This window comes from Duganella sp. OV510 (assembly GCF_900100205.1).
In the GTDB taxonomy this organism is placed as follows: Bacteria; Pseudomonadota; Gammaproteobacteria; order Burkholderiales; family Burkholderiaceae_D; genus Rugamonas.
The window spans coordinates 109,524-135,542 of the sequence record NZ_FNEQ01000012.1 but is presented as its reverse complement, the minus strand read 5'-3'; the positions used below and the strand labels follow the sequence as shown (position 1 = coordinate 135,542).

Below are 26,019 nucleotides of genomic sequence, written 5' to 3'. Positions count from 1 at the left end.
GGCACCATATCATCAGTTTGCGATCATTTTTTGCTGCAACGCGCTGCGGCGTTTCAGGCTGAAGCGGCGCTTTTTCGGCGCTTTCCAGTCCAGTACGCCCAACACCGGCACCTTGGCCACCGCCACCAGATCGGCGGCCGAGCGTACGCGACGGTCGGTCAGCTCGCTGAACACCGCCACCGCCACTGCCAGGATAATACCCATCAACACCGACAGGATCAGGTTCAGCAGCAGTTTCGGCGTGCTTGGTTCGATCGGCGGCACCGCAGGATTCAGCACTGCGATATCGGTCTGGTCGGCCTGTCCCTCGATCTTGGTCTGGCTCAGGCGCTGCGACGTCGCGTCATAGGCGCGCTGGGCGTTTTCCAGTTCCTTGGTCAGCACGCCCATCTCATCGCGGGTGCGGTTGAGTTCCAGTACCTTGGTTTTTTGCTCGTTCAGCGCAGCGCGTACCGCCGCCTCGCGCTGGCGCAGGATTTGCGCGTTGCCGCCGATGCTGCTGGCAGCGTTGTTCAGCTGCTCACGCAGCTCCGAGCGCAGTTTCTCCACCTCGGCTTTGGCGCTCTGGTATTGCGGGTGATTGCGGTCCAGGCGCTGGCCAATCTCCGCCAGCTTGGCTTCCGCGTTGCCCAGGTTCAGCTTGAGGTTCTGAATCAGCGGGCTGGCCGCCACATCCGGCGAGTCCGCGCTACCGCCCACGGCCATGCGCTGACGGGAGGTCGCTTCCATCAGCTGACCTTGCGCAGCCACCAGCTGTGCGGACAAATCATTCAGACGATTCTGTTCCACGTCGAGGCGATTGTCGACACTGACAATGCCATGTTCCTGCTGATACTTCGACAGCCGGCTCTGCGTCGCTTCCAGTAGGTCGCGCTGCTGCTTGATCTGGCCGTTGAAATAGGCAGTAGCCCGTTTCATCGGGTCGACTTTCAACTGCACGTTCAGCTTCAGATATTCGTCAACAAAGGCATTCGCCACCGCCGCTACGAAGTCAGGATCGGCGCCCTTGAAGGTGACATCGACCACGCTGCTCTCACGCGATGGCACGATATTGATCTTTTTCAGCAGCAGGTCGGCCAGCCAATCGCGCACTGTGCCCTTGCCGCCGGTATCATCATTGAACTGCTCGATGACAGCCGGACTGCTCGCCAGCTTCAGCGAGTCGACCACGCGCAAGGCCACGTTCTTGCTGGTGATGATGTCGATCTGGGTCGCCATATAGCCAGGCAGTAGCTGGCCTGGCATGCCGAGCCCGGTAACCGGATCGATCCCCTTGTAGTTCATCACCAGGGAAGCGGTGGCCTTATAGGTTGGCGGGATGATCAGGCTGACCACCAGGGTAAGTAGCACCGTCGCTAACAGCGTCAGCAAGGCAGCTTTGCGGCGCGCCCGCAGTATCAGCAGTAACTGGGAGAGATTCATAGTGTGCTTTCAATACGTAAAAATAAAACCGGAGCCGGACGCTGCCAGGCAGCTCTGCCGCTCTGTGGCTTAGAACAAGCTTTCCTTGACGTAGATGACGTCGTCGGCTTTCACCAGATCGTCATGTTTGGCATCGATGGTTTGCAGCACGCCATCGGTACCACGGCGCTTGATGCGGATGCCGCGTTCGGTGCCGCGCGGGGTCAGTCCACCGCCCGCCGACAAGGCCTGGATCACGGTCATTGCCCGCTCGAGACGGAAGGTGCCAGGACGCTGCACCTCACCGTAGATGTAAAAGCGCGGTGCGCGCTCGACATAGATGATATCGCCGCCAACCAGCGAGAAACCGCGATTCGGCTCGCCACTACGGGCAACGTCGATGATGTCGATCACTTCGCGACGGTTTTCACCATTGCGTTTGCTAATCAGCGTGATGGTGTCGCCACCGTCCGCCGCGATACCGCCGGCCAGTGCCACCGTGTCCAGCACGCTGCGCTTGCTGTCCAGCGGATAGCGCCCCGGACGATTCACCTGGCCCAACACCGACACCTGCTGACTTTGCAGCACCGTCACCAGCAGATTCACCTGCGGGTTGCGCACGAACCCGCCGCTCTCCAGTTGGCCGGCAATTTTCTTCTCGGCCGCCGCCACCGTCAGGTCGGCCACCTTGACTTGCCCCACCAGCGGCACGCTCATATAGCCGCCATCGCTGACCCGGGTTTCAACCGTCATGTCAGGATTATTAAATACCGACATCTTGACGACATCTCCAGCGCCCAGCGTCAAGTCCTGCGCCTGCGCGACCGACCAGCTCATCCCCAGCAGCGCCATCGACATCCATAGCACGAATCGTTTCATCATATGTTCAACCTCTTAAAATAGTGGAAATGCCTTACTTCAAGCCGGCAACGCCGCGCTCGGTGGCGGTCTTGCCGTCGGCAGGCGCTGCGTCCGCTGGTTTGACCGGTTCAGCTGCGCCCGTGACCTTGTTGAAGTAGACGATCTTGGCATCGGCGCGCAGTCGGCTCAGCTCCGCCTCGGAGGCCGCCTTGCTGCGCTGTGACATCAGCGCCTGCTCGATTTGCGGCGCTGCCACCTCCAGCGTCACTGGCGCCTCCTTGACGTCGACCAGGGTCATCAGAATGCTACGCTCGCCCTCCTTGACGATGAACAGCTGTCCCTTCGGCATACTGCTCAGTTTGCCGCTCAGCTCCGGCGGCAAATCACTGCTGGTGCGCGACAACTGGGCGCGCGCGTATTTCACCTTGTGGCTGTCCAGCCAGCTGGCAACATCCTCCAGCGACTTGGCTGCGTCAATCGCAGCAGTCAGTTCCGGCGTCAAATCCTTCGACGCCAGCACCAGCTGGCGCATGTCAAACTGTTTGCGCTGGCTAAAGAATTCCGGATGCTTGCTGAAGTATTGCTCGACCTCGGCGGAGCTGGGCTTGGTGATATTGCCAACCTTTTTTTGCAGATAGGCCTGAGCAATGATCAACGCTTTGGCCCGTTCGATCGCCTGCATCACTTTCGGATCACGGTCGATCTTTTCCTTGCTGGCCTCGGACTGTAACAGCTGCCGATCAACCAGCGCCGCCAGCAACTGTTTGCTAGCCTGTTCCTGCTGCGCCACTTGAATATTGGCTCGTTGCATTTCCTCATTCAACTGCGAGATGGTGATCTCCTCGCCGTTCACGCTAGCCAGCGCCTGGCCAGGCTTCTTTTCCTTCTCGCCGCAGGCAGACAACGCCAGCACAGCCATGACGGCCACTGGCAACAAACGACGGGCCGCGCTGCAGCGCTTTGCCTTCTGAATAGAGTGGTTCAAGATTTACTTCCTTTAAAAGCGGCACCGGCTGGCGGGAGGGCGCACCGCCCCTCTCGATAGCAACTAATTGAGTGATAAAACGATAAATAACCCAGACCAACAATCAGTATGCTAGGGGGCGACATACTTGTCAATATTGTCAGCGTCGATAATACTGAAGCAATACTTAAACGTGGCGCACCGTTGCTGCCTAGTGCGCATTTTCACGTTTCAGCACAACATGAATCGTACGTACGATAATCCACAAATCCAGCGCCAGCGACCAATGACGCAGGTAATCAAGGTCATAGCTGATACGCGCCTCCATCTTGTCCAGCGTTTCGGTCTCGCCGCGCAAGCCGTTCACCTGCGCCCAGCCGGTTATTCCGGGCTTGACCTTGTGGCGCAGCATATAGCCCTTGATCAGCTTGCGATACTGTTCATTGTGCGTGACCGCGTGCGGACGCGGGCCGACGATGCTCATCCGTCCTTGCAGAACGTTAATAAACTGCGGCAACTCATCAAGCGAACTGCGACGCAGGAAGCCCCCTATCCGCGTCACGCGCTGATCGTTACGGGTCGCCTGGACCACCTTGGCCCCGTCTTCGGCCACCGTCATCGAACGGAACTTATAGACAATGATTTCTTCGCCGTACAAGCCGTAACGGCGCTGGCGGAAGATAATCGGCCCCGGCGACGTCAGTTTCACAGCAGCAGCAATCACCAGCATAATCGGCGTCAGCAGAATCTGGATGACAGTGGCCAGCACGATGTCGCTGAGCCGCTTCAGCATGTAGTTCAGGCCAGTGAACGGGGTTTCGCAGATGGCGATGACTGGCATACCGCCGACGTTGTCAAAGCGCGCCTGCATCAGGTCGAAGACATAGATATCCGGCAGGAAGTAGACGGAGGCGGTGGTGTCTTGCAGTTCGTCGAGCAGCTTACGGATGCGCGGCTGCGCCGAGATCGGCTGGCTGATATAGATGGCCTTGATCTGGTGCTCACGCACATACTGCGCAATATCGCCCATCGTACCCAGCACCGGATGTGCCAGACTCTCGGGATGACGATCGGCGGCGCGGTCATCGAAGAAACCAGCCACACTCATGAACAGGCCGGCATTGTTTTCAACCGCGCGGGCAAAGCGCAAGCCGACATCATTTGCGCCAACGATCACGGCGGAGCGCACCTCGCTCGGGTAGTTACGCCGGCGCTGTATAACGCGACCGGCCAAGTGCGCCGTCAGCAGCAGGACCGGCGTGACGATGAACCAGGCTAGCATGCTGTGCGGGTCATAATAGCGCGCCAAGCCGCTGAGCTGCCCCAGCAGCACCAAGATCGCAACCGTCACGGCCCAGCCAAGTAGCAGGTCACGCGCATATGGCAACAGACGGCCGCTGCGCCAAGTCCGGTAAGGATCGATCAACTGGTACACCGCCGACGAAACAAAATACACCAACACCATCAACACCAAGTAGTAGCCGGTGAACGGCACGCCAAACAGCATCGGGCACAGGTACAGCATACCCATGACAATGACCGGATCGAGCAGCCGCTCAAAAAAGAAAATTACGGGAACGTTATTGACCATCATAGTATTCACGGGACCTAGAACTGCACATTGGCGTTGATGGAAGCACCTTTGGATCGATAATCAGGGCTGAACGCCGTATTCGACGAACGCACATCCCGGTTGATCGAAGCGCCCAGACTGATATTCGTCCTGATCTGGTAATTCACATTGATCGAACCGACACGGGTCGAATCCTCTGCATTCTGCGGCAAGACCACCCGGATCGGACCTTGCAACTCCCGCCGCGTCGTCTGGTATCTTGCCTCGATACGCACTTTGACAGCCGGCGACCAGATCGCACTCAGCGTTGCCCTCTTGTTCAGGCTATAGCTGACAAAGTCGCCTTCAAACGGTTCGAACTCCTTGGCCAAGGCTCCCACCAAGGTCAGCGTTGATAAAGGCGACCAGTGCGCCAGCAAGTTGCCATTAAACCCGCTGGAATCGTTGCCCGATGCGAGATCGTGGTGGCGCTTAGCGCGGCCGACCAGCAACTGCACATCGGTCACATCACCGACTTTCCAGTAGACCTTCAGGCGCACACTGTCCTGCGTGTAATCCTCAAGCGCACGCACCGTCCTGTCATTGTAGCGAGCCCGTGTATGGTTCAGTTGCAGGCCGATGGTACTGCCGCGATGAGTCAGATAATCCAGGCCCAGCTCGGTGCCGTCGACGTCACGATTGAGATAGCGCTGAGACAGCAGGTCATATTCGAATTCGTTATGCTTGAAACCGCCGCGGACTTGCCACTCCGGGTGGAAGCTCCACTTGGCCTCGACAAATTCCCCGCGCTGCACGCGCAGATTACGCTCGGCGCTGTGGAAATCGTTAAACGGCACCAACGTCTCGGAGAAGTCGCCACCCAGCCGTCCCTGGACGTGATTGCCAAGCTGCCAGTTCCACGTAGCCGATGCTTCCTTGGCGTTGTAGTCGAGCTGACTGAAACGGTCGAAGCTAACTTTCGTCACCTTTGCCAAACCCTCGAAGGTCTGGCGGCCGACCGGCCGCTCGAAGCCGACCCCGGCAACCATCTGCCGCGAATGATCGGACATCGGCACGCCGGTGCGCGCCACTGCGTCACTCAGCCGCAGTAAATTGTCGTCATATGAATAACCAACACCGACGAAGGGGGTAAAAGTGTCACTCAACGCTGCGTGCGCAGGCACCGCTAACAATACCCCCAACGCCGCCACCCCGGTCCGCGCGCTGCTGCCAGCGCTTCTGCCCTTGTTTTTTTGAAAATAATTTAACATTATTTATATTCGATCTTTCGGTAGGCACCCGGAAAAATTCCAAGGTCGCCAGCAACGGTCAATTCTGGGCTGAATAATATCACTGCAACAACAAAAATCATGCACATTTGGATAACGGAAGGAAAAACGCAACGCCTGCCTGAGCAAATATCCGCTGACACCCGCTGTAACAAATCCATAATAGTATTGAAATTTACACCATGATACTGCATTGCAGCATCCGCGCCAACGACTGTCAATCGTGCGACCAACCCTACCCGCCCAGCATCTCCCATCGCTCTAGCGCCACCAGCAGCTCGACTTCAATCTCCGCAACCCGCGCGTGCAGACGCTTGGCCTCGGCCGGCGTCTTCTTATAGAAGTCGGGATCGGATAATTGCAGCGTCAACGCGCTTTGCTCATCCTCCAGCAAACTGATCCGCTGAGGCAACTCCTCCAGTTCACGCTGCTCTTTGAAGCTGAGTTTTTTCTGCTTGGCGGCTGGCGCCGCCGCCGGCGCGACCACTGCGGCAGGCTTGGGGCTGGCCTTCACCGGCGCTGCCACCGTGCGCACCCGCTCCCAGTCACTGTAGCCACCAACGAATTCACGCCACTGCCCATCACCTTCCGCCACAATCACCTGTGTCACCACGTTGTCCAGGAAGGTGCGGTCGTGGCTGACCAAAAACACCGTGCCAGGGTAGCTCTCCAATAATTCCTCCAGCAACTCCAGGGTTTCAATGTCCAGATCGTTGGTCGGTTCATCGAGCACCAGGCAATTGGCCGGTTTGGCAAACAGGCGTGCCAGCAACAGGCGATTGCGCTCGCCGCCGGACAGGGATTTGACCGGCGAACGGGCACGCTCCGGCGAGAACAGGAAGTCGTTCAGATAGCTCATCGAGTGCTTGCGCTGGCCGTTGACTTCGACCCAGTCGCTGCCGGGCGAGATGGTGTCCACCAGGCTGGCTTCCTCGTTGAGCTGGGTGCGCATCTGGTCGAAGTACGCGACCTGCAGCTTGGTGCCCAGTTTGGCCTCGCCGCTGTCCGGTGCCAGTTCTCCCAGGATAATCTTCAGCAAGGTGGTCTTGCCGGCGCCGTTCGCCCCGATCAGGCCAACCTTGTCGCCGCGCAGGATGGTGCCGGTAAAGTTGCTGATGATGCTGCGCTCGCCATACACCTTGCTGATATTCTCCAGCTCGGCGACGATTTTGCCCGAGCGTTCGCCAGCCGACACTTCCAGCTTGACCTGCCCCTGTTGGTCGCGCCGCGCCGCGCGTTGCAGGCGCAATGCTTCCAGCCTGCGTACGCGCCCCTCATCACGGACCCGGCGCGCCTTGACACCCTTGCGTATCCAGATTTCCTCCTGGGCCAGCACTTTGTCGAACTTGGCGTTCTCCACTTCCTCGTTCTCCAGCAACTCGGCCTTGCGCGCCTGGTAGGTACTGAAGTTGCCGGGGAAGGACAGCAGACGGCCACGATCAAGCTCGATAATGCGGGTAGCGACATTGTCGAGGAAGGAGCGGTCGTGGGTAATAAACAACACACTGCCCTTAAAGTCGCGCAACAATCCTTCCAGCCATTGAATCGAGGTGAAATCCAGATGATTGGTCGGCTCATCCAGCAGCAGCACGTCCGGTGCCGATACCAGCGCGCGCGCCAGCGCCACGCGCTTTTGCATCCCGCCCGACAGCTCACGCATCAGCAGGTCACCCGGAAGGTTCAGTTTATCCAGCACGGTTTCAACCTTGTTCGATACATTCCAGGCATCGGCCGCATCCAGCTGCACCTGAATATCATGCATGCGCGCCATGACGGCATCATCGTCGCCCTGGCCAAACTGGCCGGTCAGCTGCTCGTACTCCTTGAGCAGCGCTGGCAGCTCACCCAGGCCGGCAGCCACCGAATCGTGCACGCTCATCGCCGGATCAAACACAGGCTCCTGTTCAACATAGACGATGTGCAGGTTTTGCTGCATGACCAGCAAGCCATCGTCCAGCTTGAAGCGGCCGGACAGAATTTTCAGCAGCGACGATTTGCCGGTGCCGTTGCGGCCGATGATGCCCACGCGTTCACCGGTTTCGAGGGAAAATTCAGCGTGATCGAGAAGCGCGACGTGGCCAAACGCCAGCTGCGCCGAAGAAAGTGAAATGACTGCCATAATGAATGAGCTGCGCGGCTTCGGCCAGACTAGCCCGGACCGCAAATGAATGGATAAGACCAACATTGTACCGTCAGGCGCTGCGGTGCAGCAGAGAGAATGGTATCGCCAACAGGAATCGAACCTGTATCTATTTCTTAGGAGGAAATTGTTCTATCCATTGAACCATGGCGACACACGGCGGCATTATATAGCGTACGGCCAGCCCGGGCAAAGAGTTGAACGCTATACGGATGGATTTCTGCCAGCAGATAGGCTAGCATCGCACGCACGCCCTCCACTGTGCCACCCTTCAACCATGACTCATCCCATTCTGCGACGCCGTCACCAACAGGGTGCCGCCTTATTGTTGTTGCTCACGCTAGTAATGCTGGGTACGGGCTTGCTGGTCATGGGCGCCTTCGGCCGCAGCAGCAGCGATCAAGAAAAGCGCCGCCGGACCCTGCACAGCCTGACCGAGGCGCGCGAAGCGCTGATAGGCTATGCGGTACGCTACGGTAGGCTACCACGCCCTGCCATTTCAGCGCTGGATGGACGCGAAGCCCCCACGCCGTGCCAAAGCGAGACCGAGTGCACAGGCTTCCTGCCATGGGTAACGCTCGGCATCAGCGGAGCCGACAGCTGGGGCAAACTGCTGCACTACAGCGTGACGCCGGCTTTCACAACCGTCAATCTGAATGCATCCACTAGCATCCCTACCAAGCAGGTGCTGGGCCGAGATGCAAATGGCCTACTCAGCTACAAGGTCGGTGGCGCGGCTTGTACGCTGGCGATGCCATGCACGCCGGCAGTCATTTTTTCCAATGGCAAAAACAACTTGGGCATCAGCAGACTCGGAATTGCCATGGCCAACGCATCGCTATCGAATTCCGACGAACTCGACAATAATAATACAACCCACCTGTTTTATGCCTATGCAGCGCAATCCGACCCGGCTAAGCCCGGCGGCGAATTCGACGATTTGCTGACGTGGGTGCCGCTACCGACGCTGTACCAGCAGATGTCCCGCGCCGGCGCGCTGCGCACCATCAATCTCTACAGCGGCATGCCCGGCAATTGACGGCGTTTCAGGCGGGTACTACCCTTGGTTTGCTCGTCCATGATTTGACTATCCTGGCAATCGGGCGCTCCACGAAGGTGAACATCAACAATCCCAACAGATTTCCGAGAACCACGGCGAACAAGGCCATCAATATCATCTTCAATGTCTGGCCTTCGGCCACTTTATTAGACAGAAATTTGATCGCGCCCAGCATAAAACCATGAAACAAATAGGTGCTGTAAGAAGCGTCGCCCAAGCGTTCCAACAGCATGGTCCACTTTCCTGGCCGCGCAGACTGGAAGCTCGCCGCTGTCCACACGCAGGCCAACACCATTACCACATTAAATACCAACCTCAATCCTTCTTCGCTGTACAGATTGACCCATATTGCGGCAGGCAGTAAGAGTGCCCAGGCGACGACAGGCAACGCCATCGAGCTGGTATCCCGTTCAAAGTGCTTGCAGGCCAGTCCTACCAGCATGCCGCAGACGAAGAACAATAGGATGTGATTGGCATAAAACGCCAGCATGCCCATATCAGCGGCCGTACCCTGCAGCGCAGCGAGCCCAACGAACACAAGCACGCATAACGTCAAGCCCCGGACCCGAGGCAGAATCAATGACAGTGCAAATACGAAATAAAAGAACATTTCCAGATTAAGCGTCCAGCCCTGGGCCAGGATAGGCTGATACAACTTGCCTGCGCCCACATACGGTATAAACAGCAGTGATTTGATGTAATTTACAAAACTATAATCGCCGCCAAAGTTACGCTTATTAATGAACTGCATCGTGGTCGCCAGCGCATAAATAGGCAGGATGCGCAAAATCCGGCGCCAGAAGAAATCTGCCGCCCTCGCAGCGCTGCCGAAAGTCTCGTACTGGGTGGTAACCATGATAAAACCACTGATGCCGAAGAAAACAATGACACCAATTTTCCCTAACGGAGGAACTACGTAATGCGCTGCATTTGCCCATTGTGTCACAACATTAAGAAGCAGGTGTTCAGCAACGACCAAAGACGCGGCTATAAACCGAAGTATTTGAATACCGTGATATTTCTTCATTTTGCCTTGAAATTTGAGAAAAAAAAGCAACTTCCGATAGAATTCGCGTTGTCATCCCCTCTATTTTATTGCATTTTTTACCATTCCGCAATAGAATCGTCCTAGGAGGACGGCGCTACTGCTGTCACTTCGATCTCCACCCGCGCGCGGTCTTCGACCAGCGCGGCCACCTGCACCGCCGTCATGGCCGGATAGTGGGCGCCGATGATGTCGCGGTAGGCGGCGCCAATGGCCTTGTAGGCGGCCACGTATTCGTTTTTGTCCACCACGTACCAGGTCATGCGCACGATGTGTTCCGGCTTCGCGTTGGCCTCGGCCAGCACAGCGACGATGTTCAGCAGCGCCTGCCGCACCTGGCCTGCGAAATCATCGGTGTGGAAGACGCCGTCGCCATCCCAGCCGATCATGCCGCTGACGAACACCATGCGGCCATTGGCCGCCACGCCGTTCGAGTAGCCACGCGGACGCGCCCAGCCTGGTGGTTGCAATATCTCCATCTCAGATCTCCTTCAGCAGTTCGCGTGCGATGATCAGTTGCTGCACTTCGGTCGCGCCTTCGTAGATGCGCAGCGCGCGGATCTCGCGGTACAGGCTTTCCACCACCTGGCCGCTGACCACACCGAGGCCGCCGAACATCTGCAGCGCGGCGTCGATCACCTGCTGCGCGGTTTCAGTGGCGTGCAGCTTGGCCATCGCCGCTTCCTTGGTCACCTTGCCGCCCTGGTCGCGCTGCCACGCGGCGCGGTAGGTCAGCAATGCGGAGGTGTCGATGCCGGTGGCCATCTCGGCCAGTTTCGCCTGCGTCAGCTGGAAGTCGGCCAGCACCTGGCCGAACATCTGCCGCTGCGTAGCACGCGCCAGCGCCTCATCCAGCGCGCGGCGGGCGAAGCCCAGCGCCGCTGCCGCCACCGAGGTGCGGAACACGTCCAGCGTGGCCATCGCCACCTTGAAGCCCTGCCCCGCTTCGCCCAGCCGCTTGCTGGAAGGGATGCGGCAATCGCTGAAGCGCAGGCGCGCCAGCGGATGCGGTGCAATGACATTGATGCGCTCCGCGATCGTCAGCCCCGGCGCATCGGCATCGACGATGAAGGCGCTGATGCCGCGCGCGCCAGGCTGTTCGCCGGTGCGTGCAAACACCACATAAAAATCGGCGATGCCGCCATTCGAAATCCAGGTCTTCTCGCCGTTGAGCACATAGTGATCGCCATCCTGCACCGCCGCGCACTGCATGGCGGCGACGTCCGAACCGGCCTGCGGCTCCGACAAGGCAAACGCCGCAATCGCCTCCCCACGCGCCACGCGCGGCAGGTAATCGGCGCGATTGGCCTCGCTGCCAAACAGGCTGATGGCACCTGAGCCCAAGCCCTGCATGGCAAAGGCGAAATCGGCCAGCCCGTTGTGGCGCGCCAGCGTTTCGCGGATCAGGCATATGGTACGCGTGTCGATGCTGTCGCCAGCGCCGCCATGCGCCTTGCCGCCGATGGCGTGGCGCAGCCAGCCGCCTTCGCCCAACTGGCGCACCAGATGACGGCAGGCCGCGTCCACATCTTCCTCGTGCGCGCCCGCCACATGCTGTGCGGCCCATGCGTCCAGCGCCTGTTCCAGCACAGCGTGGCGAGCTTCAAAGAATGGCCACGCCAGGTAATTCTTGTCGCTCATTAGTCACCTTCAAATTGCGGTTTTTGCTTGGCCACGAAGGCGTGATACGCGCGATGGAAGTCGTTGGTCGCCATGCAGATCGCCTGCGCCTGCGCCTCCGCCTCGATGGCTTCGTCGACGCCCATATTCCATTCCTGCTGCAGCATTTTCTTGGTCATGCCGTGCGCGAAGGTTGGACCATCGGCCAGCCCCTGTGCGAAAACGCGCGCGGCATCCAGCAGCGCTTCCGGTTCCTGCACGCTATTGAAGTATCCCCAGCGCTCGGCTTCAGTGCCGGACATCGAACGTCCGGTGTACAGCAGCTCGGCGGCACGGCCCTGCCCGATTACCCGCGGCAGCAGCGAGCACGCGCCCATGTCGGCGCCAGCCAGGCCCACGCGGGTGAACAGGAAGGCGGTCTTGCTGCGCGCCGTGCCTAGGCGGATGTCCGACGCCAGCGCGAGAATGGCGCCAGCGCCGGCGCACACGCCATCCACCGCCGCGATGATCGGCTGCGGGCAGTGGCGCATGGCTTTCACCAGGTCGCCCGTCATGCGCGTGAAGGCCAGCATGCCGGGCATATCCAGCCTGGTCAAAGGGCCGATGATGTCATGCACGTCACCTCCGGAGCAGAAGTTCTCGCCGGCGCCGGTCAGCACCACCGCCTTGACGTCGTCTGCATACGCCAGTGCGCGGAACAGGTCGCGCAACTCGGCATAGGATTCAAACGTCAGCGGATTCTTGCGCTCGGGACGGTTCAGCGTCAGCGTCGCCACGCCGCCGCTGACGTCAAACAGGAAGTGGCTGGCCTGGTAGCCGGCCAGTGCGGCGCGGTTGCCGGGCAGTTGTTGCGGTTCGCCGGGAAGGTATTTCATGACTCGGTCCTCAGCTTTTGCTTCATGTCGGACAGCAGTTCGATCAGCTGCGCCTTGTCCTCGCCGGAGACATCCTGCAACAGCTCGGCGAGCCAGCTTTCATGGACCGCCGCCATGGTGGCAAAGGCTTTGCGGCCGGCCGCCGTCAGCTTCACGCTGTAGGCGCGGCCGTCCTTCGGATCGGGCACGCGCACCACCAGCTTCTCCTGCTCCAGCTGATCGGTGATGCCGGTGATGTTACCGCCGGTGACCATCATACGCTTGGACAGTTCCCCCATGCGCAGCCCCTGCGGGTAGCGCTCAAGTTGCGCCATCAGGTCGAAGCGCGGCAGCGTAATGCCGAAGGTAGCGCGCAGGCGGCTGCGGATTTCGTTTTCGATCTTGACGGTGCAGGACAACATCCGCAGCCACAGCTTGAGCGACTGGTGATGGTCCTGCGTCAGGCGGCTGGCCAGGTCCAGCTGTTCTTCATCTTCCATGATTTCTTTCCAATTGTTGTTTACCTGCCAGGTATTGTTTAGGCCATGCCACAGCCTTGTAGCCGATGCGTGCCGCTTCCGCCAGGGTCCATGCCGCATTCGCCAGGTGCGGGCGGCCTACCGCGCACAGGTCGGCGCGGCCGGCGGCGATGATGCTGTTGGCATGATCCGCCTCGTAAATCGAACCGACCGCAATCGCACCGATGCCGGCTTCGTTGCGGATGCGGTCGGCAAACGGTGTCTGGAACATGCGGCCATAGACCGGCTTCTCTTGCTTGCTGACCTGCCCCGATGAGCAGTCGATCATGTCGGCGCCTGCGGTCTTGAACAGGCGCGCGATCTGCACCGCATCGTCCGGCGTGATGCCGCCTTCCACCCAGTCATGCGCGGAGATACGTACGCTCATCGGCTTGTGCGATGGCCACGCGGCGCGCATCGCGGCGAACACCCGCAGCGGATAGCGGCAGCGATTTTCCAGGCTGCCGCCATATTCGTCATCGCGCTGGTTGGTCAGCGGCGAGATGAAGGACGACAGCAAATAGCCGTGTGCGCAGTGCAGCTCCAGCCAGTCAAAGCCGGCATCGTTGGCGGCCAGCGTGGCATGCACGAAATCGGCTTGCACCTTATCCATCTCCGCCGCCGTCATCGCGCGTGCGGTCTGCGACACGCCCGGCAGGTACTGCTGCGCGGAGGCTGAGACCAGCGGCCAGTTATCCTTGTCCAGCGGTTGATCAATGCCGTCCCACATGGCGCGCGTGGAGCCTTTGGCGCCGGCGTGGCCGAGTTGTACGCCGATCGCCGCATCGCTGTGCTGGTGAACGAAATCGACGATGCGCTTCCAGGCCACGGTGTGCTCCGGTGCGTACAGGCCCGGGCAAAACGGCGTGATGCGCGCGACGGCGGACACGCAGGTCATTTCGGCCATGAGCAGCGCGGCGCCGCCCAATGCGCGCGCGCCAAGGTGGGCTAGGTGGTAGTCGCCGACTGCGCCATCGACCGCGCTGTATTGCGCCATGGGCGACACCACAATGCGGTTTTTCAGCGTGAGGCCACGCACCTTGTACGGCGTGAACATCGGCGGCGCGGCGGCCGACGACGGCTTGGCGCTGATTGACGGCGACGCGACGGCGGCCGGCGGCACGCCTGCCTGTTCGGCGGCGCGCTGCGCCAGCCATCGTTCGTAATCGCTGACATAGGCGGGATCGCGCAAGCGCAGGTTTTCGTGCGACAGACGCTGGCTGCGCGTGAGCATCGAATACGCGAATTGCGGCGCCTCCATGGCGGAGTAGCGTTCGACGTTTTCAAACCACTCCATCGAATTGCGCGCAGCGTTTTGCAGCTTGAGCACTTCGACCGAACGCAACGCAGCATACTTGGCCAGCGCAGCCGCCATGGTGGGCTGCGCGCCAAAGCAACGCGCCAGCTCGATGGCGTCTTCCAGCGCCAGCTTGGTACCGGAACCAATCGAGTAATGCGCGGTGTGCGCGGCATCGCCCATCAGCACCACCGGCACGTCGCCATTCCAATGCACCCAGTTCGCGCAAACGATGCGCGGGAACTTGATCCACATTGCCGAGCCGCGCAAATGCGCCGCGTTGGACATCAGCGCATGGCCATCCAGTTGGTCGGCAAACAGGCGCTCGCAGAAAGTGATCGACTCTTCCTGGCTCATCGACTCCAGCCCGGCCGCGCGCCATACATGTTCCGGCGTTTCAACGATGAAGGTGGAGGTGTCGGCGTCGTACTGGTAGATGTGCGCCTGGAACCATCCATGCTCCGTTTGTTTGAAAGCGAAGGTGAATGCATCGAATTTCTTGCGCGTTCCCAGCCACACGAAGCGGCAATGGCGCTGCTCGATCTGCGGCTGGAAGCTGTCCGCATGGCGCGTGCGCAGGCGGCTGTTGAGGCCATCCGAGGCAATCACCAGATCGGCATCGTACTGCTGCTCATCGCTGACATCCGTTTCAAACACCAGTTGCACGCCCAGTTCTTCGCAGCGGTGCTGCAAGATGTTGAGCAGATGCTTGCGGCCGATGCCGCAGAAACCATGGCCGCCAGAAGTCAACTTGCTGCCTTTGAAGAAGACGTCGATATTGTCCCAATGATTGAAAGACGCTTCGATCGCCTGTGCGGTCGGCACATCCGCTTCCATCAGGTTGCCCAGCGTCTGGTCGGAAAACACCACGCCCCAGCCGAAGGTATCGTAGGGACGGTTGCGCTCCACCACCGTGATCTGGTGAGATGGGTTCTGCTTCTTCATCAATAGCGCGAAATACAGGCCCGCCGGGCCACCGCCTATGCACAGTATCTTCATGTCATTCGCTACGCAGTTTGAAACGTTGCAGCTTGCCGGTTTCGGTGCGCGGCAAGGCGTTGAGGAATTTGATCGAGCGCGGATATTTGTACGGTGCCATCTGCTCTTTCACAAATGACTGCAATTGCGCCGTCAGCTCCGGCGACGCCATATGGCCCGCGCGCAGCACCACGTGCGCCTCAACGATCTGGCCACGCTCCTCGTCCGGTTTGCCGATCACGCCGCATTCCGCCACCGCCGGATGGCGCAACAGTACATCTTCCACCTCCGGCCCGGCGATGTTGTAGCCGGCAGAAATAATCATGTCGTCGGTGCGTGAGCGGTAGTAGAAATAGCCGTCGGCATCCATCTCGTATGCATCGCCGGTCAGGTTCCAGCCATTCAGCACATAATCGCGCTGGCGTTCATCGGCCAGGTAGCGGCAGCCGGTCGGGCCTTTTACCGCCAGCCGGCCGATCACACCAGGGCCGACCGGCTTGCCCTGGAAGTCCAGGATGCAGGCCTGGTAGCCTGGCACCGGCTTGCCGGTAGCGCCAGCGCGGACCTGGTCGCCGGAAGCGGAAATAAAAATGTGCAGCAGCTCGGTCGCACCTATGCCGTCGATCATTTGCAAGCCAGTGGCCTGGCGCCAGCTTTCGCGCGTGGCTGGCGGCAGCGCTTCGCCGGCCGACACGGTTTTCTTCAGGCTGGAAAGGTCGAACTGCGGCGCCAGCGCTGCCATCTGGCGATACGACGTGGGCGCGGTAAAGCAGATGGTTGCGTGGTGCGTCTCGATGGCTTTCAACAGCGTTTCAGGTGTCAGCTTTTCCAGCAGCACCGTCGCCGCGCCCACGCGCAGCGGGAACAGCAGCAGGCCGCCAAGACCGAAGGTGAACGCCAGCGGCGGCGTGCCGATGAAGATGTCGTTACGCTGCGTGTGCAGCACCGAGCGCGGGAAGCAATCGCAGATCACCATCACGTCGCGGTGGAAGTGCATGGTGCCCTTGGGGATACCAGTGGTGCCCGATGTGAAGCTGATCAGGCAAACGTCGTCGGCCGCCGTATCGAGCGCATCGAATTCCGCCGACTGCGCCGGCAGCAGCGCTTCCAGCTCGCTGAACCAGAGCGTGTTGGCGCGTGCCGCCGCTGGCTGCTCCGCCGCAGCCATGTCATCGCGCAGATTGTCCGCACACAGCACGGCGTTGACCTGCGCCTTGTTGGCGATGGCGCCCAGCTCGCGTGCGCGCAGCAGCGGCATGGTCGGCACGGCGATCAGCCCGGCCTTCATCACCGCCAGGATGCAGGCCGCCATCATCGGGCTGTTGGCGCCGCGCAGCAGCACGCGGTTGCCCGGCTCCAGCTTCATCGGCCCGCGCAGTACGTGGGCAATGCGGTTCACCTGCTGCAGCAATTGCGCATAGGTCCACTCACCCAGCGCGCCACGCACCGCCACACGTTCCAGCGGACACTCGTCCAGCAGCGTGGCGACGCAGTTGAGGCGTGGCGGGTACTGAAGTTCGGGGAGGTCGAAACGCAGGTCCGGCCACAGTTCGCGCGGCGGCAAATGCGTGCGGGCGAAATGGTCGGTGTAGGCGCTGGTTGTGAGAGCTTGGTTCATGTTCGCCTTGAAGTTGGAAGTTGCAGGTATCCACGGCAGCGTGGATACTTTAAACTTAAACTATCTCAACATCAAGTGCTTCTTAGCTGGCTGCCTGGCGCACCAGGCCAGCCTGGTGTATCACGGCACGAATGACGTCGCCAACCACTGCCTGCACCGCATCGTTGGACAGGCGACCTGGCGCGAAGCTCTTCAACGCGGCGGCCGCGCCGTGCAGGCCCAGCGTGACGCAGCCCGCATGCAGGCGGTCGATGCGCACCTGTGCATCCTGTTGCTCGCCCTTGGTCAGCAGAGATTCGAGATCGGTGGCGGCAGCGGTCAGCTGGTTCTGAAAGCCGCTCAGGTAGACCAGCAGGCGCTCGCCATTGATGCCGAGCCGGCGTTGCGTATCGGCTGGCGCTTCAGCATGGTGGTCGTAGCCGCTGGCTGCCTGGTCGAGAAAGCCCGCCAGATGCACGCGCACCTGCTCCGCCTGGAACGGCTTGACGATGTAGCCTGCGGCGCCAGCCTTGGTGGCTTCCTGCACGGTGTCCTTGTCGTTGGCGGAAGTCACCAGCACAAACGGGATACTGTTAATTTCCGCGTGAGCCTTCACACGCTGCAGCAGTTCCATGCCGGACAGGCGCGGCATGCGCAGGTCGCAAAAGCAGATGCCCGGCCGCAAGCCGGCTTCCAGTTGCTCCCAGGCGTCGGCACCATCTTCCGCTTCGACGATTTCAAAACTGCCGCAGCTATCGATGAGGTGCATCAGCACCATGCGTGAGACGACATCATCGTCCACTACCAGAACTTTCATGTGGCTCCCTGTGTCGCGTGTTGTGATGATATTACATCAATAACAGCCACTTGCAATGCTCCGCACAAGATAAAGATACCTTACTGCGTGCCAGTTGCCGCCAGCAGGCGGCGCAACTGCGCCATGGCGGTCTCGACCTGCGTCCAGTTGCCATGGTCGGCCTCCAGCTCCAGGTCGCCGCACAGCGCCTGCAACTCCTGCTCTTCCAGATAGCCAGCGCTGCCCTTCATGCCATGCAGCAGGCGGCTGGCCGCTTCGCGGTCGCGCGTGGCCAGGGCCTGCTCCAGTTCCAGCAGGCGCAAGGGCGCGTCCTGATTGAAGGCGCTGCGCAGGCGGGCTTTCAGATCGCTGGCGCCGCTATGCTGTGCCAGGCGCGAAGTCTCCAGCGCCGCTGGCGCCACGCCGAACATCGAATCCAGCTCCGGCGTGCCGCTTGCCGGATTGCGTCGCGGCTGCATGCGCGGCAGCTGGAAACCCCTTTGCAACTGACGTTCAATCGCGCGACTTAACTGGAAGTGCAGCTTGTCCTCGTCGATCGGTTTGGTGAGGAAGTCATCCATGCCGGAGGCCAGGTAGCGGCTGCGGTCTTCTTCGCTGGCGTTGGCGGTCAGCGCGATAATCATCAGCTCCTGGTCGCGCACCGGCGCCTCTTCCGGGCCACCGGAGCGGATCAGGCGCGTGGCGCTGGCGCCATCCATTTCCGGCATGCGGCCGTCCATCAGGATCAGGTCATAGCGCGTCAGCGAACAGGCCTTGACCGCCAGCGCACCATTGGCCGCGATATCGACCTTGTGACCCAGATCTTCCAGCATCATGCGGATGATGATCTGGTTGGTCGGGAAGTCCTCGGCGCACAACACCTTGAGCTGATGGCTGTGCGGCTCGCGCGGCACATGCGGCACCACCGGTGGCGGCACGCCGTTCGGCAGCGGCAGTTCAAACAGGAAGGTGCTGCCTTTGCCCGGCGTGCTGACCGCGCTGATTTCACCGCCCATCAATTCCACCAGCTGGCGGCAGATCGCCAGTCCCAGGCCTGTGCCGCCATAACGCCGCGTGGTCGAGGCGTCCGCCTGTTCGAATTGCTGGAACAGGCGCGGAATCGCATCGGCCTCGATGCCGATGCCGGTGTCCGACACGCTGAAGCGGATGCGGTTTTCGGCATCCTCATCCGGCACGCGCTCAACCCGCATCGTTACCGTACCCTGTTGAGTGAACTTGAAGGCGTTGCCCACCAGGTTGACCAGCACCTGGCGCAGGCGCGTAGGGTCGCCCACCACGAACTGCGGCAGGCCGTCGCCGAACTCCAGCGCAAAGCCCACGCTATGCGCTGCGGCCTGCTCTTCGAACAGGCTGACCACATTCTCCACCGCCGACGACAGCGCGAAATCGATATTTTCGATCGACAGCTTGCCCGCCTCGATCTTGGAGAAGTCCAGCAGGTCGTTGATGATGGACAGCAGCGACTGCGCATTGGCTTGCGCGCGCAGGATCTGTTCACGCGTGCCGGCCGCAACCTGCAGATCGCGCAGCGCGAAGCCCAGCATGCCGATCACCCCGGCCAGCGGCGTGCGCATCTCGTGGCTCATATTGGCCAGGAATTCGGATTTCTGGCGGGTGGCGTCTTCGGCTTTTTTCTTCGCGTAGCGCAGCTGGTCGCGTGTCTGCCGCAGCGTTTGCAGCGTCTCTTCCAGCTCCTGATACGCGCGCGCGTTTTCCAGGCCGGCGGCGGCGTGGGAAGCCAGCGTTTGCAGCATGTCCATGTGAATGCGCTGGTAGCTGTTCTTGTCGCGGCTATGCACGCTGAGCAGGCCGACCACCTTGTCGCCGGCAATCAGCGGCGCGTACATCATCGACTGCGCCGGCGCCGGCATCACGCCGTCTTCGCGCGCGCATGGGATCAGCGAGTCCAGGCCGGAATCGTCCATGTAATCGCGATACTCTTTCTGGAAGTCGTTGATCAGGATAGGCTTGCGATGCGTCAGGCACCACACCGCCAGCTGGTTCGGCTGGTCCAGCCGGCGCTGGTAGGGCAAGGAGCGCACGCCGGATTCAATCGCGAACGGGAAATCGATCACGCCATCTTTTTGGTGCACAAAGCCGATGCCGAAAATCTGCGCGTTCATCAGGTGGTTGACATGGCGGTACAGCGTCTGCATGGTGGTTTCCACGTTCAGCGACGCGCTCATCTCGCGACCCAGCTCACTCAGCACGGAGATATTGCGGTGGGCCTGCTCCACTTCCTCCTTCTGCCGCTCGGTATCGAGGCGGCGCTGTTCCGCTTCGGCGCGCTGCGCCTCCGCTTCCAGACGACGCCGCTCCAGCTCATGCTTTTGCTGTTGCAGTTGCTGGTTCTTGTATTCGACTTCCGCCGTGCGCGAGCCGACCAGCTGCTCCAGCCGCAATTGCTGGTGCCGCAGGCTGCGCACGCGCGCGTGGTAGGCGGCATACACACCGCCCAGCGCCAGCAGGCCTAGCAGCGTGCGGAACCACCAGGTCTTCCAGAACGGCGGCAGGATGGTGATTTCCAGCGTGGCCGCATTGTCGTTCCAGATGCCGTCCTTGTTGGCCGCCTTCACGCGGAACACGTACTTGCCCGCGTCCAGGTTGGTGTAGGTGGCGAAGCGCTTGGTGGAATCGGTGACCACCCAGTCTTCATCGAAGCCCTGCAACTGGTAGGCGAAGCGGTTGCGCTGTGGCGCTGCATAGTGCAAGGCCGCGAACTCCAGCGAGAATACCGAATCGGCCTCCAGCAGCGTCAGGGCACCCGTGTGCTCGATCGAGGTTTTCAATACGTCCGGATGGTCGCCCTGCCCCGGCTTGAGCGACTTGTTAAAGATCTGGAAATCGGTGATCGCTACCATCGGCGCCACGCTGTTCTCGCGCACGTCGCCCGGCAAGAAGGCGGTGATGCCGTTAAAGCCGCCGAAGTACAGCGTGCCGTCCGGCGTGCGCAACGCGGAGCCGTCGAAGTAGGCGCCTTCGATGGTGCCGTCGGCGCCGCTGTAGTTGCGTACCAGGCCCGTATCGATATTCAGCCGCGACAAGCCGCTATTGGTGCTCACCCACAGATTGCCAGCGTCATCCGGCAGGATGGAGGCGATGGCGTCATCGGCGATGCCGTCCTTGCGCAGGTAACGGCGGAAGCGCACATTGCCATCGGCCGCGACTTCCATCTTGTTCAGGCCGGCCGCCGTGCCGACCCAGATGGTGCCGCGCGCGTCTTCGTACAGGTAGTGCACCTCATCGTGACTGAGGCTGTAGGGATCGGCGGCATCGCGGCGGAAGTGGCGGAACTTGCCAGTCTTGCGGTCCAGCAGATCCAGCCCATTGAATGTACCGATCCAAAGCTGTCCCTTGCGGTCTTCCAGTATCGGCCGCACCACATTGTCGGACAGGCTGCCGATGTCGGCGGGATCATGGCGGAAGGTGCGCGTCTCCAGCGTCTGAGGGTCAACGCGGTGCAGGCCGCCGCGCGAAGCCACCCACAAGATGCCGCTGCGGTCCTGCACGATATTGCGGATCGTGTCACTGGCCGGATCGCCGCGCACAAACGACAGCGAGCGTATCGCACCGCTGGCCAGGTTCAGGTGATTGACGCCGGCCGGTCCGCCGATCCACAGGTTGCCGTTCTTTTCGCGCCACAGCGAGGTCACCTGGTCGTCATTGATGCTGTTGGCCAGGCGCGGATCGTGGCGCCACACCTTGCTGGCGCCGCTGACCGGGTCGTACAGGTTCAAGCCGCCGCTGCTGCCCAGCCACAGCTTGCCTCGGCCATCGGCAACGATGGCGCGCACCTTGTTGTCCGACAGCGCGTTCGGCTGGTCGGCCTGGCGCACGATCCGGGCGAAGCCGCCACTGCCCATGTCGACGCGGCTGACGCCATCGTTCCAGGTGCCGACCCAGAAGGTGCCGACGCGGTCGCGGAACAGCGCCGAGATCTGGTTGTCCGCCACGCTGTGCGTGTCACTGACCTGGTGGCGGTATGGCACCATCCGTCCTTCCGACGACAGCCAGCGGAACAAGCCGTCCGCCAGCGAGCCGGCCCACAGATTGGCTTCCGCGTCCTCGTACAGGGACGTGATGCTGACGCCAGGTTGCAAGCCTTGCTGCGCGCCCAGGCGGCGCCGTTGCGGTTCGTCGCCCAGCAGGCCCCATTGTTCCAGCCCGCCCTGCGTACCGACCCACAGCGTCTGCGCACCATCCACCTGCAACGCCACCACCGAATTGAATTTGCTGTCGCCGCTGGCGTCGACAGCATAATGCTGGAAGCGCGCACCGCCAGGCGGCAGCATGTCCAGGCCGGCGGCCGTGCCCACCCACAAACGGCCGCTGGCATCGCGCGCCAGCGCATTCACATGGTCGCTGACCAGGCTTCCCGCATCGGCGGGATCGTGGTGCCAGCTGGTGAAGCGCTTGCTGGCCGGATCGAAGTGATGCAGGCCATCGGCGGTGGCCACCCACAGGCCGCCCAGCCCATCATCGGTGATCGCGCGCACATGGCGGTTGCCGTTGCCGCGCTGCGCCGACTCGCGCGGCAGGAAATGGGTGAAGGTCTTGGTGACGGAGTCGTAGCGATCCAGGCCGCCATCGGTACCCACCCATAGCTGGCCGGAGGGATCGAGGTGCAGCACGCGCACCCAGTTGTCCACCAGGCTGCGCGGATCGGAGACCGCGCTCTTGTAGACGATGGTACGGTAGCCGTCAAACCGCGTCAGGCCGGCCTGCGTGCCCAGCCAGATGAAGCCCTGCTTGTCCTGCGCGATGGCCAGCACGGTCTCCTGCGCCAGTCCATGCTCCACGCTGAGCTGCTCGAAGCGCAGCGTGCGCGGCGGCGCGCCGGCGCTGGCCGTGGCCTCCCACAGCAACAGGGCCAACAGCAGCAGGTGGCGAAGGACTTTAAAACAGCACATGCATCAGGATTCAAAGAAGGCCAGCACGTCGCTCTTGCGCGCAAAGGTGTCGCGCTGGCCGAGGCGTATCAACTCGCAGGTGTAGGTGGATTCAAACAGCAGGTAGGAAGCCAGCGCGGCGCCGCGCGCCTCGGTCGCGCCGATGCCGGACAACATGGTGCGGATCGGCGCCGGCAGGCTGGCGATGTGACGTGTCGCGATATCGTCCAGCCGTTCGGACGGTGCGATCACCAGTAGCTGCACCGGCTTCAGCGGAGTTTTCTCCAGCAGTTCCGGCGGCAGCATGGACAAGGTTTTGTTGATGCGTTCCAGCCGCTCGATATCCACCGCCAGGCCATCGAGGAAGATCGACGACAGCGCATGGCCGGCGATCTGTGCCAGGCTGGGATAGCGGGCAGCGTTCTTTTCGGCGGCGCTGCGGGCCGGCTCGGTCAGGCGTCCTGCGCCCACCACCAGCACCTTGCTGGCGCCAAGGTGGATGGCCGGCGAGATCGGCGCCAGCTGGCGCATCGAACCGTCGCCGCAGTATTCGCGGTGGCCGCCCATGTACAGCGGCGTCGCCGGGAAGATGAAGGGAATCGCCGATGACGCCAACAGGTGTTCGACGCCGATCTGGTCCTGCAGGGCTACGCGCTGCATGCGCACCCATGGCGCGATATCGGCGGCGGTCTGGTAAAACGTCAGGTGATTGCCGCCGGTGTAAGACGAGGCGGTAACGGCCAGCGCGTGCAGCAGGCCTTCGGACAGCACGCTGTCCAGCCGCGGCAGGTCGAGCATACGGTGCAGCAGGCCGACCAGCGGCGTGTTATCCAGCAGGGACGCCGGCGGCGCCGCGCGCCATTTGCGCAGCAGCCAGCCGAAGGACAACAGCGACAGCCAGCGCGCGCCGGACCGGATCACGCCCAGCGAATCGGCGCGGTAGACCTGTTCCACCTCGATGTTCTGCCAGACGTCCAGCAGCTTTTGCACACCTTCGCCAAAGTTATCGGCGCGGCAGGCCAGCGCCGTGGCGTTGATCGCGCCGGCGGAAGTACCGCAGATGATGTCGAAAGGATTGCGGGCCGGTGGCCAGCCCTCCTCCCACAAGATCTCCGATATCGCCTGCAGCACGCCGACCTGATAGGCCGCGCGCGCGCCGCCCCCGCTCAGGATCAAGCCTGTTTTCTTTTGTAGTCCCATCTTGCAAGATTAGCAGGGTCTACGCCATTTGGGGAGCTTAATCCCCCAAAACCACGCCCTCGCGGCGCGGATCGGCGCCGCCAAACCACTCCTGCCTGCCGTTGACGGTGCGGCGCTGTATGCCTTGCAAACCGGAGTTCTGGTCATATTCGCGGATATCGTGGCCGCGCGCCTTCAGCTCCGCGACAACCTCACGGCTGATGCGCCCAGCTTCCAGCTCGGTCGGACCATTGCGGCTGCCGATATTCGGCAGGCTGATGGCCTGCTGCACATCCAGGCCCCAGTCCAGCGTGCCGACCAGCACCTTGGCCACGTAGTTGATGATGGCCGAGCCGCCCGGCGAGCCGGTGGCCAGTACCAGCTTGTGCGTGGCCTTGTCGAACACCAGCGTCGGCGACATGGCGCTGCGCGGGCGCTTGCCCGGCTGGACGCGGTTGGCGATCGGGCCGTTGTCATCCTGCGAGTCGAAGGAGAAATCGGTCAGCTGATTGTTCAGCATGAAGCCGTCGACCATCTGGCGCGCGCCGAACGCATCTTCCACCGAGGTGGTCATCGACAGGCCGCCGCCGAAAGCATCCACCGCCACCAGGTGCGAAGTCGATGGCTTGTCGATCGCGGTGTCGGCGCCCCAGGCGACCTGCATGGTGTCCGGCGTGCCGTAGTTGGCGCGTCCCATCGACTTGTCACCGATCAGCGCCGCGCGCTGCTTCAGGTAGCCCTTGTCCAGCATGGCGCTGACGCCCTTGCCGGGCAGCGGCACGAAGTCGGTGTCGGCGACATAGCGGTTGCGGTCCGCGTAAGCCAGCCGGCCCGCTTCAGTGAACAGATGGATGCCCTCTGCGGTCAGCTGGCCGTTGACCGGCTTGTAAGGGCTGATGTCCTTGTTCTCCAGGATGCCCAGCATCTGCGCGATGGCGATGCCGCCCGACGATGGCGGCGGCGCGCCGCATACGGTCCACTGCTTGTAGTCGCTGCAGATAGGCGCGCGTTCCCTGGCCTGGTAGCCGGCGATGTCGGCGGCGGTCAGCTTGCCGGGATTGGTCGGATGCGAGGCCACCTTGGCGGCGATGTCCCTGGCGATGCGGCCTTTGTAGAAAGCGTCCGCGCCGCCATCGGCGATCTCGCGCAGCGTCTGCGCCAGCTCAGGATTCTTCAGCAGATAGCCGACCGGGCGTGGCTTGCCGTCGGCGTCGTAAAAGTAGGCGCGGGCGACCGGATCGCGCGCCAGGAATTTATCGTAGGAGATCAGCGCGTTCAGGCGCGGGCTGACGGCAAAGCCGTTCTGCGCCAGCTGGATCGCCGGCTGGAACAGGGTTTTCCACGGCAGCTTGCCGTGCTGTTTATGTGCCAGTTCCAGCATCCGCAGCACGCCAGGCGCGCCGGTCGAACGCCCACCGACCACGCCGACTTCGCGCGATACCGGCTTGCCATTCGCATCCTGGAACAGGTGTTCGTCGGCAGCGGCGGGCGCGGTTTCGCGGCCATCGTAGGATTGCACGCGCTTGCCGTCGGAATACAGCAGGAAGGAACCGCCGCCGATGCCCGACGATTGCGGCTCCACCAGCGTCAACACCATCTGCACCGCGATCGCCGCATCAATCGCGGCACCACCCTGCTTGAGGATCTGGTAACCGGCTTGCGTGGCCAGCGGATTGGCTGCGGCCACCATGAATTTTTGTGAGGACTTGCCGGCCTTCTCCGCGTAGCCGGTGGCGATTTCCGGCGCGTGGTCCGGCGTGGCGCGTTGCGCATAAGCTGGCGCCTGCAACGCGCCGATGATGGCGACGCTTAGCGCCAGTGTCTTCAGACGATTCATGTACTCTCCCAAACAAATTCATCTGGCATCGTACACGAAATCATGTAAACCGTTTTAGCGCGCCACGGCGAAGGCGCCGGCGCCGATCAGCAGCAGGCCAAGCATTTTGAGTGGCGTCAGG

At 61.6% G+C, this 26,019-nt stretch carries 18 protein-coding genes and 1 tRNA gene; 1 reads left to right on the top strand and 18 read right to left on the bottom strand.

From position 1 onward, the window contains the following. Nucleotides 1-12 precede the first annotated feature (12 nt). The 7 genes from epsF to BLS51_RS26185 form a co-directional block, all read right to left on the bottom strand. A complete protein-coding gene (gene epsF / locus BLS51_RS26215) occupies nt 13-1,422 on the bottom strand; it encodes a chain length determinant protein EpsF (protein ID WP_090191349.1) in 1,410 nt (469 codons plus the stop codon). A gap of 69 nt (nt 1,423-1,491) precedes the next feature. Then, nucleotides 1,492-2,280: a polysaccharide export protein EpsE gene (gene epsE, locus BLS51_RS26210; protein ID WP_090191346.1), complete on the bottom strand. Its 789-nt coding sequence runs from the start codon at nt 2,278-2,280 to the stop codon at nt 1,492-1,494. 34 nt (nt 2,281-2,314) lie between these two features. After that, nucleotides 2,315-3,247 carry an EpsD family peptidyl-prolyl cis-trans isomerase gene (locus BLS51_RS26205; RefSeq protein WP_255369076.1) on the bottom strand — a complete coding sequence of 311 codons (933 nt, stop codon included), beginning with the start codon at nt 3,245-3,247 and terminating at the stop codon, nt 2,315-2,317. A gap of 190 nt (nt 3,248-3,437) precedes the next feature. Further along, nucleotides 3,438-4,820: an undecaprenyl-phosphate glucose phosphotransferase gene (locus BLS51_RS26200; RefSeq protein WP_090191343.1), complete on the bottom strand. Its 1,383-nt coding sequence runs from the start codon at nt 4,818-4,820 to the stop codon at nt 3,438-3,440. Between the two features lie 14 nt (nt 4,821-4,834). After that, on the bottom strand, nt 4,835-6,049 hold the full coding sequence (epsL, locus tag BLS51_RS26195; protein ID WP_139168790.1) for an XrtB/PEP-CTERM-associated polysaccharide biosynthesis outer membrane protein EpsL: 1,215 nt from the start codon (nt 6,047-6,049) through the stop codon (nt 4,835-4,837). A gap of 253 nt (nt 6,050-6,302) precedes the next feature. Further along, entirely contained in the window at nt 6,303-8,186 is a 1,884-nt protein-coding gene (locus BLS51_RS26190) for an ATP-binding cassette domain-containing protein (RefSeq protein ID WP_090191339.1), read from the bottom strand. Between the two features lie 100 nt (nt 8,187-8,286). Beyond that, a tRNA-Arg gene (locus BLS51_RS26185) sits at nt 8,287-8,361 on the bottom strand. Between the two features lie 123 nt (nt 8,362-8,484). Between BLS51_RS26185 and BLS51_RS26180 the strand changes: the two genes are divergently transcribed. Beyond that, nucleotides 8,485-9,246, top strand: coding sequence for a hypothetical protein (locus tag BLS51_RS26180; protein WP_090191336.1), 762 nt, complete (start codon nt 8,485-8,487; stop codon nt 9,244-9,246). Between the two features lie 7 nt (nt 9,247-9,253). On the opposite strand, the gene BLS51_RS26175 is transcribed toward BLS51_RS26180, so the two are convergent. From BLS51_RS26175 to ggt, 11 genes are all read right to left on the bottom strand, one after another. Continuing rightward, nucleotides 9,254-10,294 (bottom strand): acyltransferase family protein, encoded by a 1,041-nt coding sequence (locus BLS51_RS26175; protein ID WP_090191333.1) that lies wholly within the window; start codon nt 10,292-10,294, stop codon nt 9,254-9,256. A gap of 101 nt (nt 10,295-10,395) precedes the next feature. Then, nucleotides 10,396-10,791: a RidA family protein gene (locus tag BLS51_RS26170; RefSeq protein ID WP_090191330.1), complete on the bottom strand. Its 396-nt coding sequence runs from the start codon at nt 10,789-10,791 to the stop codon at nt 10,396-10,398. A 1-nt stretch (nt 10,792) separates the two neighbouring features. After that, complete coding sequence (locus BLS51_RS26165; protein WP_090191328.1) at nt 10,793-11,953, bottom strand: acyl-CoA dehydrogenase family protein; 1,161 nt, start codon at nt 11,951-11,953, stop codon at nt 10,793-10,795. Continuing rightward, nucleotides 11,953-12,807 (bottom strand): enoyl-CoA hydratase family protein, encoded by an 855-nt coding sequence (locus tag BLS51_RS26160; RefSeq protein WP_090191326.1) that lies wholly within the window; start codon nt 12,805-12,807, stop codon nt 11,953-11,955. Before BLS51_RS26160 ends, BLS51_RS26165 begins: the two co-directional genes overlap by 1 nt. Continuing rightward, on the bottom strand, nt 12,804-13,286 hold the full coding sequence (locus tag BLS51_RS26155) for a MarR family winged helix-turn-helix transcriptional regulator (protein ID WP_090191323.1): 483 nt from the start codon (nt 13,284-13,286) through the stop codon (nt 12,804-12,806). Before BLS51_RS26155 ends, BLS51_RS26160 begins: the two co-directional genes overlap by 4 nt. Beyond that, entirely contained in the window at nt 13,276-15,600 is a 2,325-nt protein-coding gene (locus tag BLS51_RS26150) for a bifunctional salicylyl-CoA 5-hydroxylase/oxidoreductase (RefSeq protein ID WP_090191321.1), read from the bottom strand. Before BLS51_RS26150 ends, BLS51_RS26155 begins: the two co-directional genes overlap by 11 nt. Before the next feature lies 1 nt (nt 15,601). After that, the gene (locus BLS51_RS26145) at nt 15,602-17,197 is read right to left on the bottom strand and encodes an AMP-binding protein (protein WP_090191318.1); all 1,596 of its coding nucleotides are present in this window, start codon (nt 17,195-17,197) and stop codon (nt 15,602-15,604) included. 82 nt (nt 17,198-17,279) lie between these two features. Next, nucleotides 17,280-17,993 (bottom strand): response regulator, encoded by a 714-nt coding sequence (locus BLS51_RS26140; RefSeq protein ID WP_090191315.1) that lies wholly within the window; start codon nt 17,991-17,993, stop codon nt 17,280-17,282. A gap of 80 nt (nt 17,994-18,073) precedes the next feature. Beyond that, the gene (locus tag BLS51_RS26135; protein WP_090191312.1) at nt 18,074-22,903 is read right to left on the bottom strand and encodes a two-component regulator propeller domain-containing protein; all 4,830 of its coding nucleotides are present in this window, start codon (nt 22,901-22,903) and stop codon (nt 18,074-18,076) included. Between the two features lie 3 nt (nt 22,904-22,906). After that, nucleotides 22,907-24,082: a patatin-like phospholipase family protein gene (locus BLS51_RS26130; RefSeq protein WP_090191310.1), complete on the bottom strand. Its 1,176-nt coding sequence runs from the start codon at nt 24,080-24,082 to the stop codon at nt 22,907-22,909. 37 nt (nt 24,083-24,119) lie between these two features. Beyond that, complete coding sequence (ggt, locus tag BLS51_RS26125; protein ID WP_090191308.1) at nt 24,120-25,898, bottom strand: gamma-glutamyltransferase; 1,779 nt, start codon at nt 25,896-25,898, stop codon at nt 24,120-24,122. Nucleotides 25,899-26,019 lie beyond the last annotated feature (121 nt).

What these genes read in the sequence shown, in the direction of transcription:
- epsE (WP_090191346.1), bottom strand. Translation starts at nt 2,280, where the DNA reads ATGAAACGATTCGTGCTATGGATGTCGATGGCGCTGCTGGGGATGAGC.
- BLS51_RS26180 (WP_090191336.1), top strand. Translation starts at nt 8,485, where the DNA reads ATGACTCATCCCATTCTGCGACGCCGTCACCAACAGGGTGCCGCCTTA.
- BLS51_RS26150 (WP_090191321.1), bottom strand. Translation starts at nt 15,600, where the DNA reads ATGAAGATACTGTGCATAGGCGGTGGCCCGGCGGGCCTGTATTTCGCG.
- BLS51_RS26130 (WP_090191310.1), bottom strand. Translation starts at nt 24,082, where the DNA reads ATGGGACTACAAAAGAAAACAGGCTTGATCCTGAGCGGGGGCGGCGCG.
- BLS51_RS26160 (WP_090191326.1), bottom strand. Translation starts at nt 12,807, where the DNA reads ATGAAATACCTTCCCGGCGAACCGCAACAACTGCCCGGCAACCGCGCC.
- BLS51_RS26145 (WP_090191318.1), bottom strand. Translation starts at nt 17,197, where the DNA reads ATGAACCAAGCTCTCACAACCAGCGCCTACACCGACCATTTCGCCCGC.
- BLS51_RS26175 (WP_090191333.1), bottom strand. Translation starts at nt 10,294, where the DNA reads ATGAAGAAATATCACGGTATTCAAATACTTCGGTTTATAGCCGCGTCT.
- BLS51_RS26140 (WP_090191315.1), bottom strand. Translation starts at nt 17,993, where the DNA reads ATGAAAGTTCTGGTAGTGGACGATGATGTCGTCTCACGCATGGTGCTG.
- BLS51_RS26190 (WP_090191339.1), bottom strand. Translation starts at nt 8,186, where the DNA reads ATGGCAGTCATTTCACTTTCTTCGGCGCAGCTGGCGTTTGGCCACGTC.
- BLS51_RS26155 (WP_090191323.1), bottom strand. Translation starts at nt 13,286, where the DNA reads ATGGAAGATGAAGAACAGCTGGACCTGGCCAGCCGCCTGACGCAGGAC.
- BLS51_RS26165 (WP_090191328.1), bottom strand. Translation starts at nt 11,953, where the DNA reads ATGAGCGACAAGAATTACCTGGCGTGGCCATTCTTTGAAGCTCGCCAC.
- BLS51_RS26200 (WP_090191343.1), bottom strand. Translation starts at nt 4,820, where the DNA reads ATGATGGTCAATAACGTTCCCGTAATTTTCTTTTTTGAGCGGCTGCTC.
- epsF (WP_090191349.1), bottom strand. Translation starts at nt 1,422, where the DNA reads ATGAATCTCTCCCAGTTACTGCTGATACTGCGGGCGCGCCGCAAAGCT.
- epsL (WP_139168790.1), bottom strand. Translation starts at nt 6,049, where the DNA reads ATGTTAAATTATTTTCAAAAAAACAAGGGCAGAAGCGCTGGCAGCAGC.
- BLS51_RS26170 (WP_090191330.1), bottom strand. Translation starts at nt 10,791, where the DNA reads ATGGAGATATTGCAACCACCAGGCTGGGCGCGTCCGCGTGGCTACTCG.
- ggt (WP_090191308.1), bottom strand. Translation starts at nt 25,898, where the DNA reads ATGAATCGTCTGAAGACACTGGCGCTAAGCGTCGCCATCATCGGCGCG.
- BLS51_RS26135 (WP_090191312.1), bottom strand. Translation starts at nt 22,903, where the DNA reads ATGTGCTGTTTTAAAGTCCTTCGCCACCTGCTGCTGTTGGCCCTGTTG.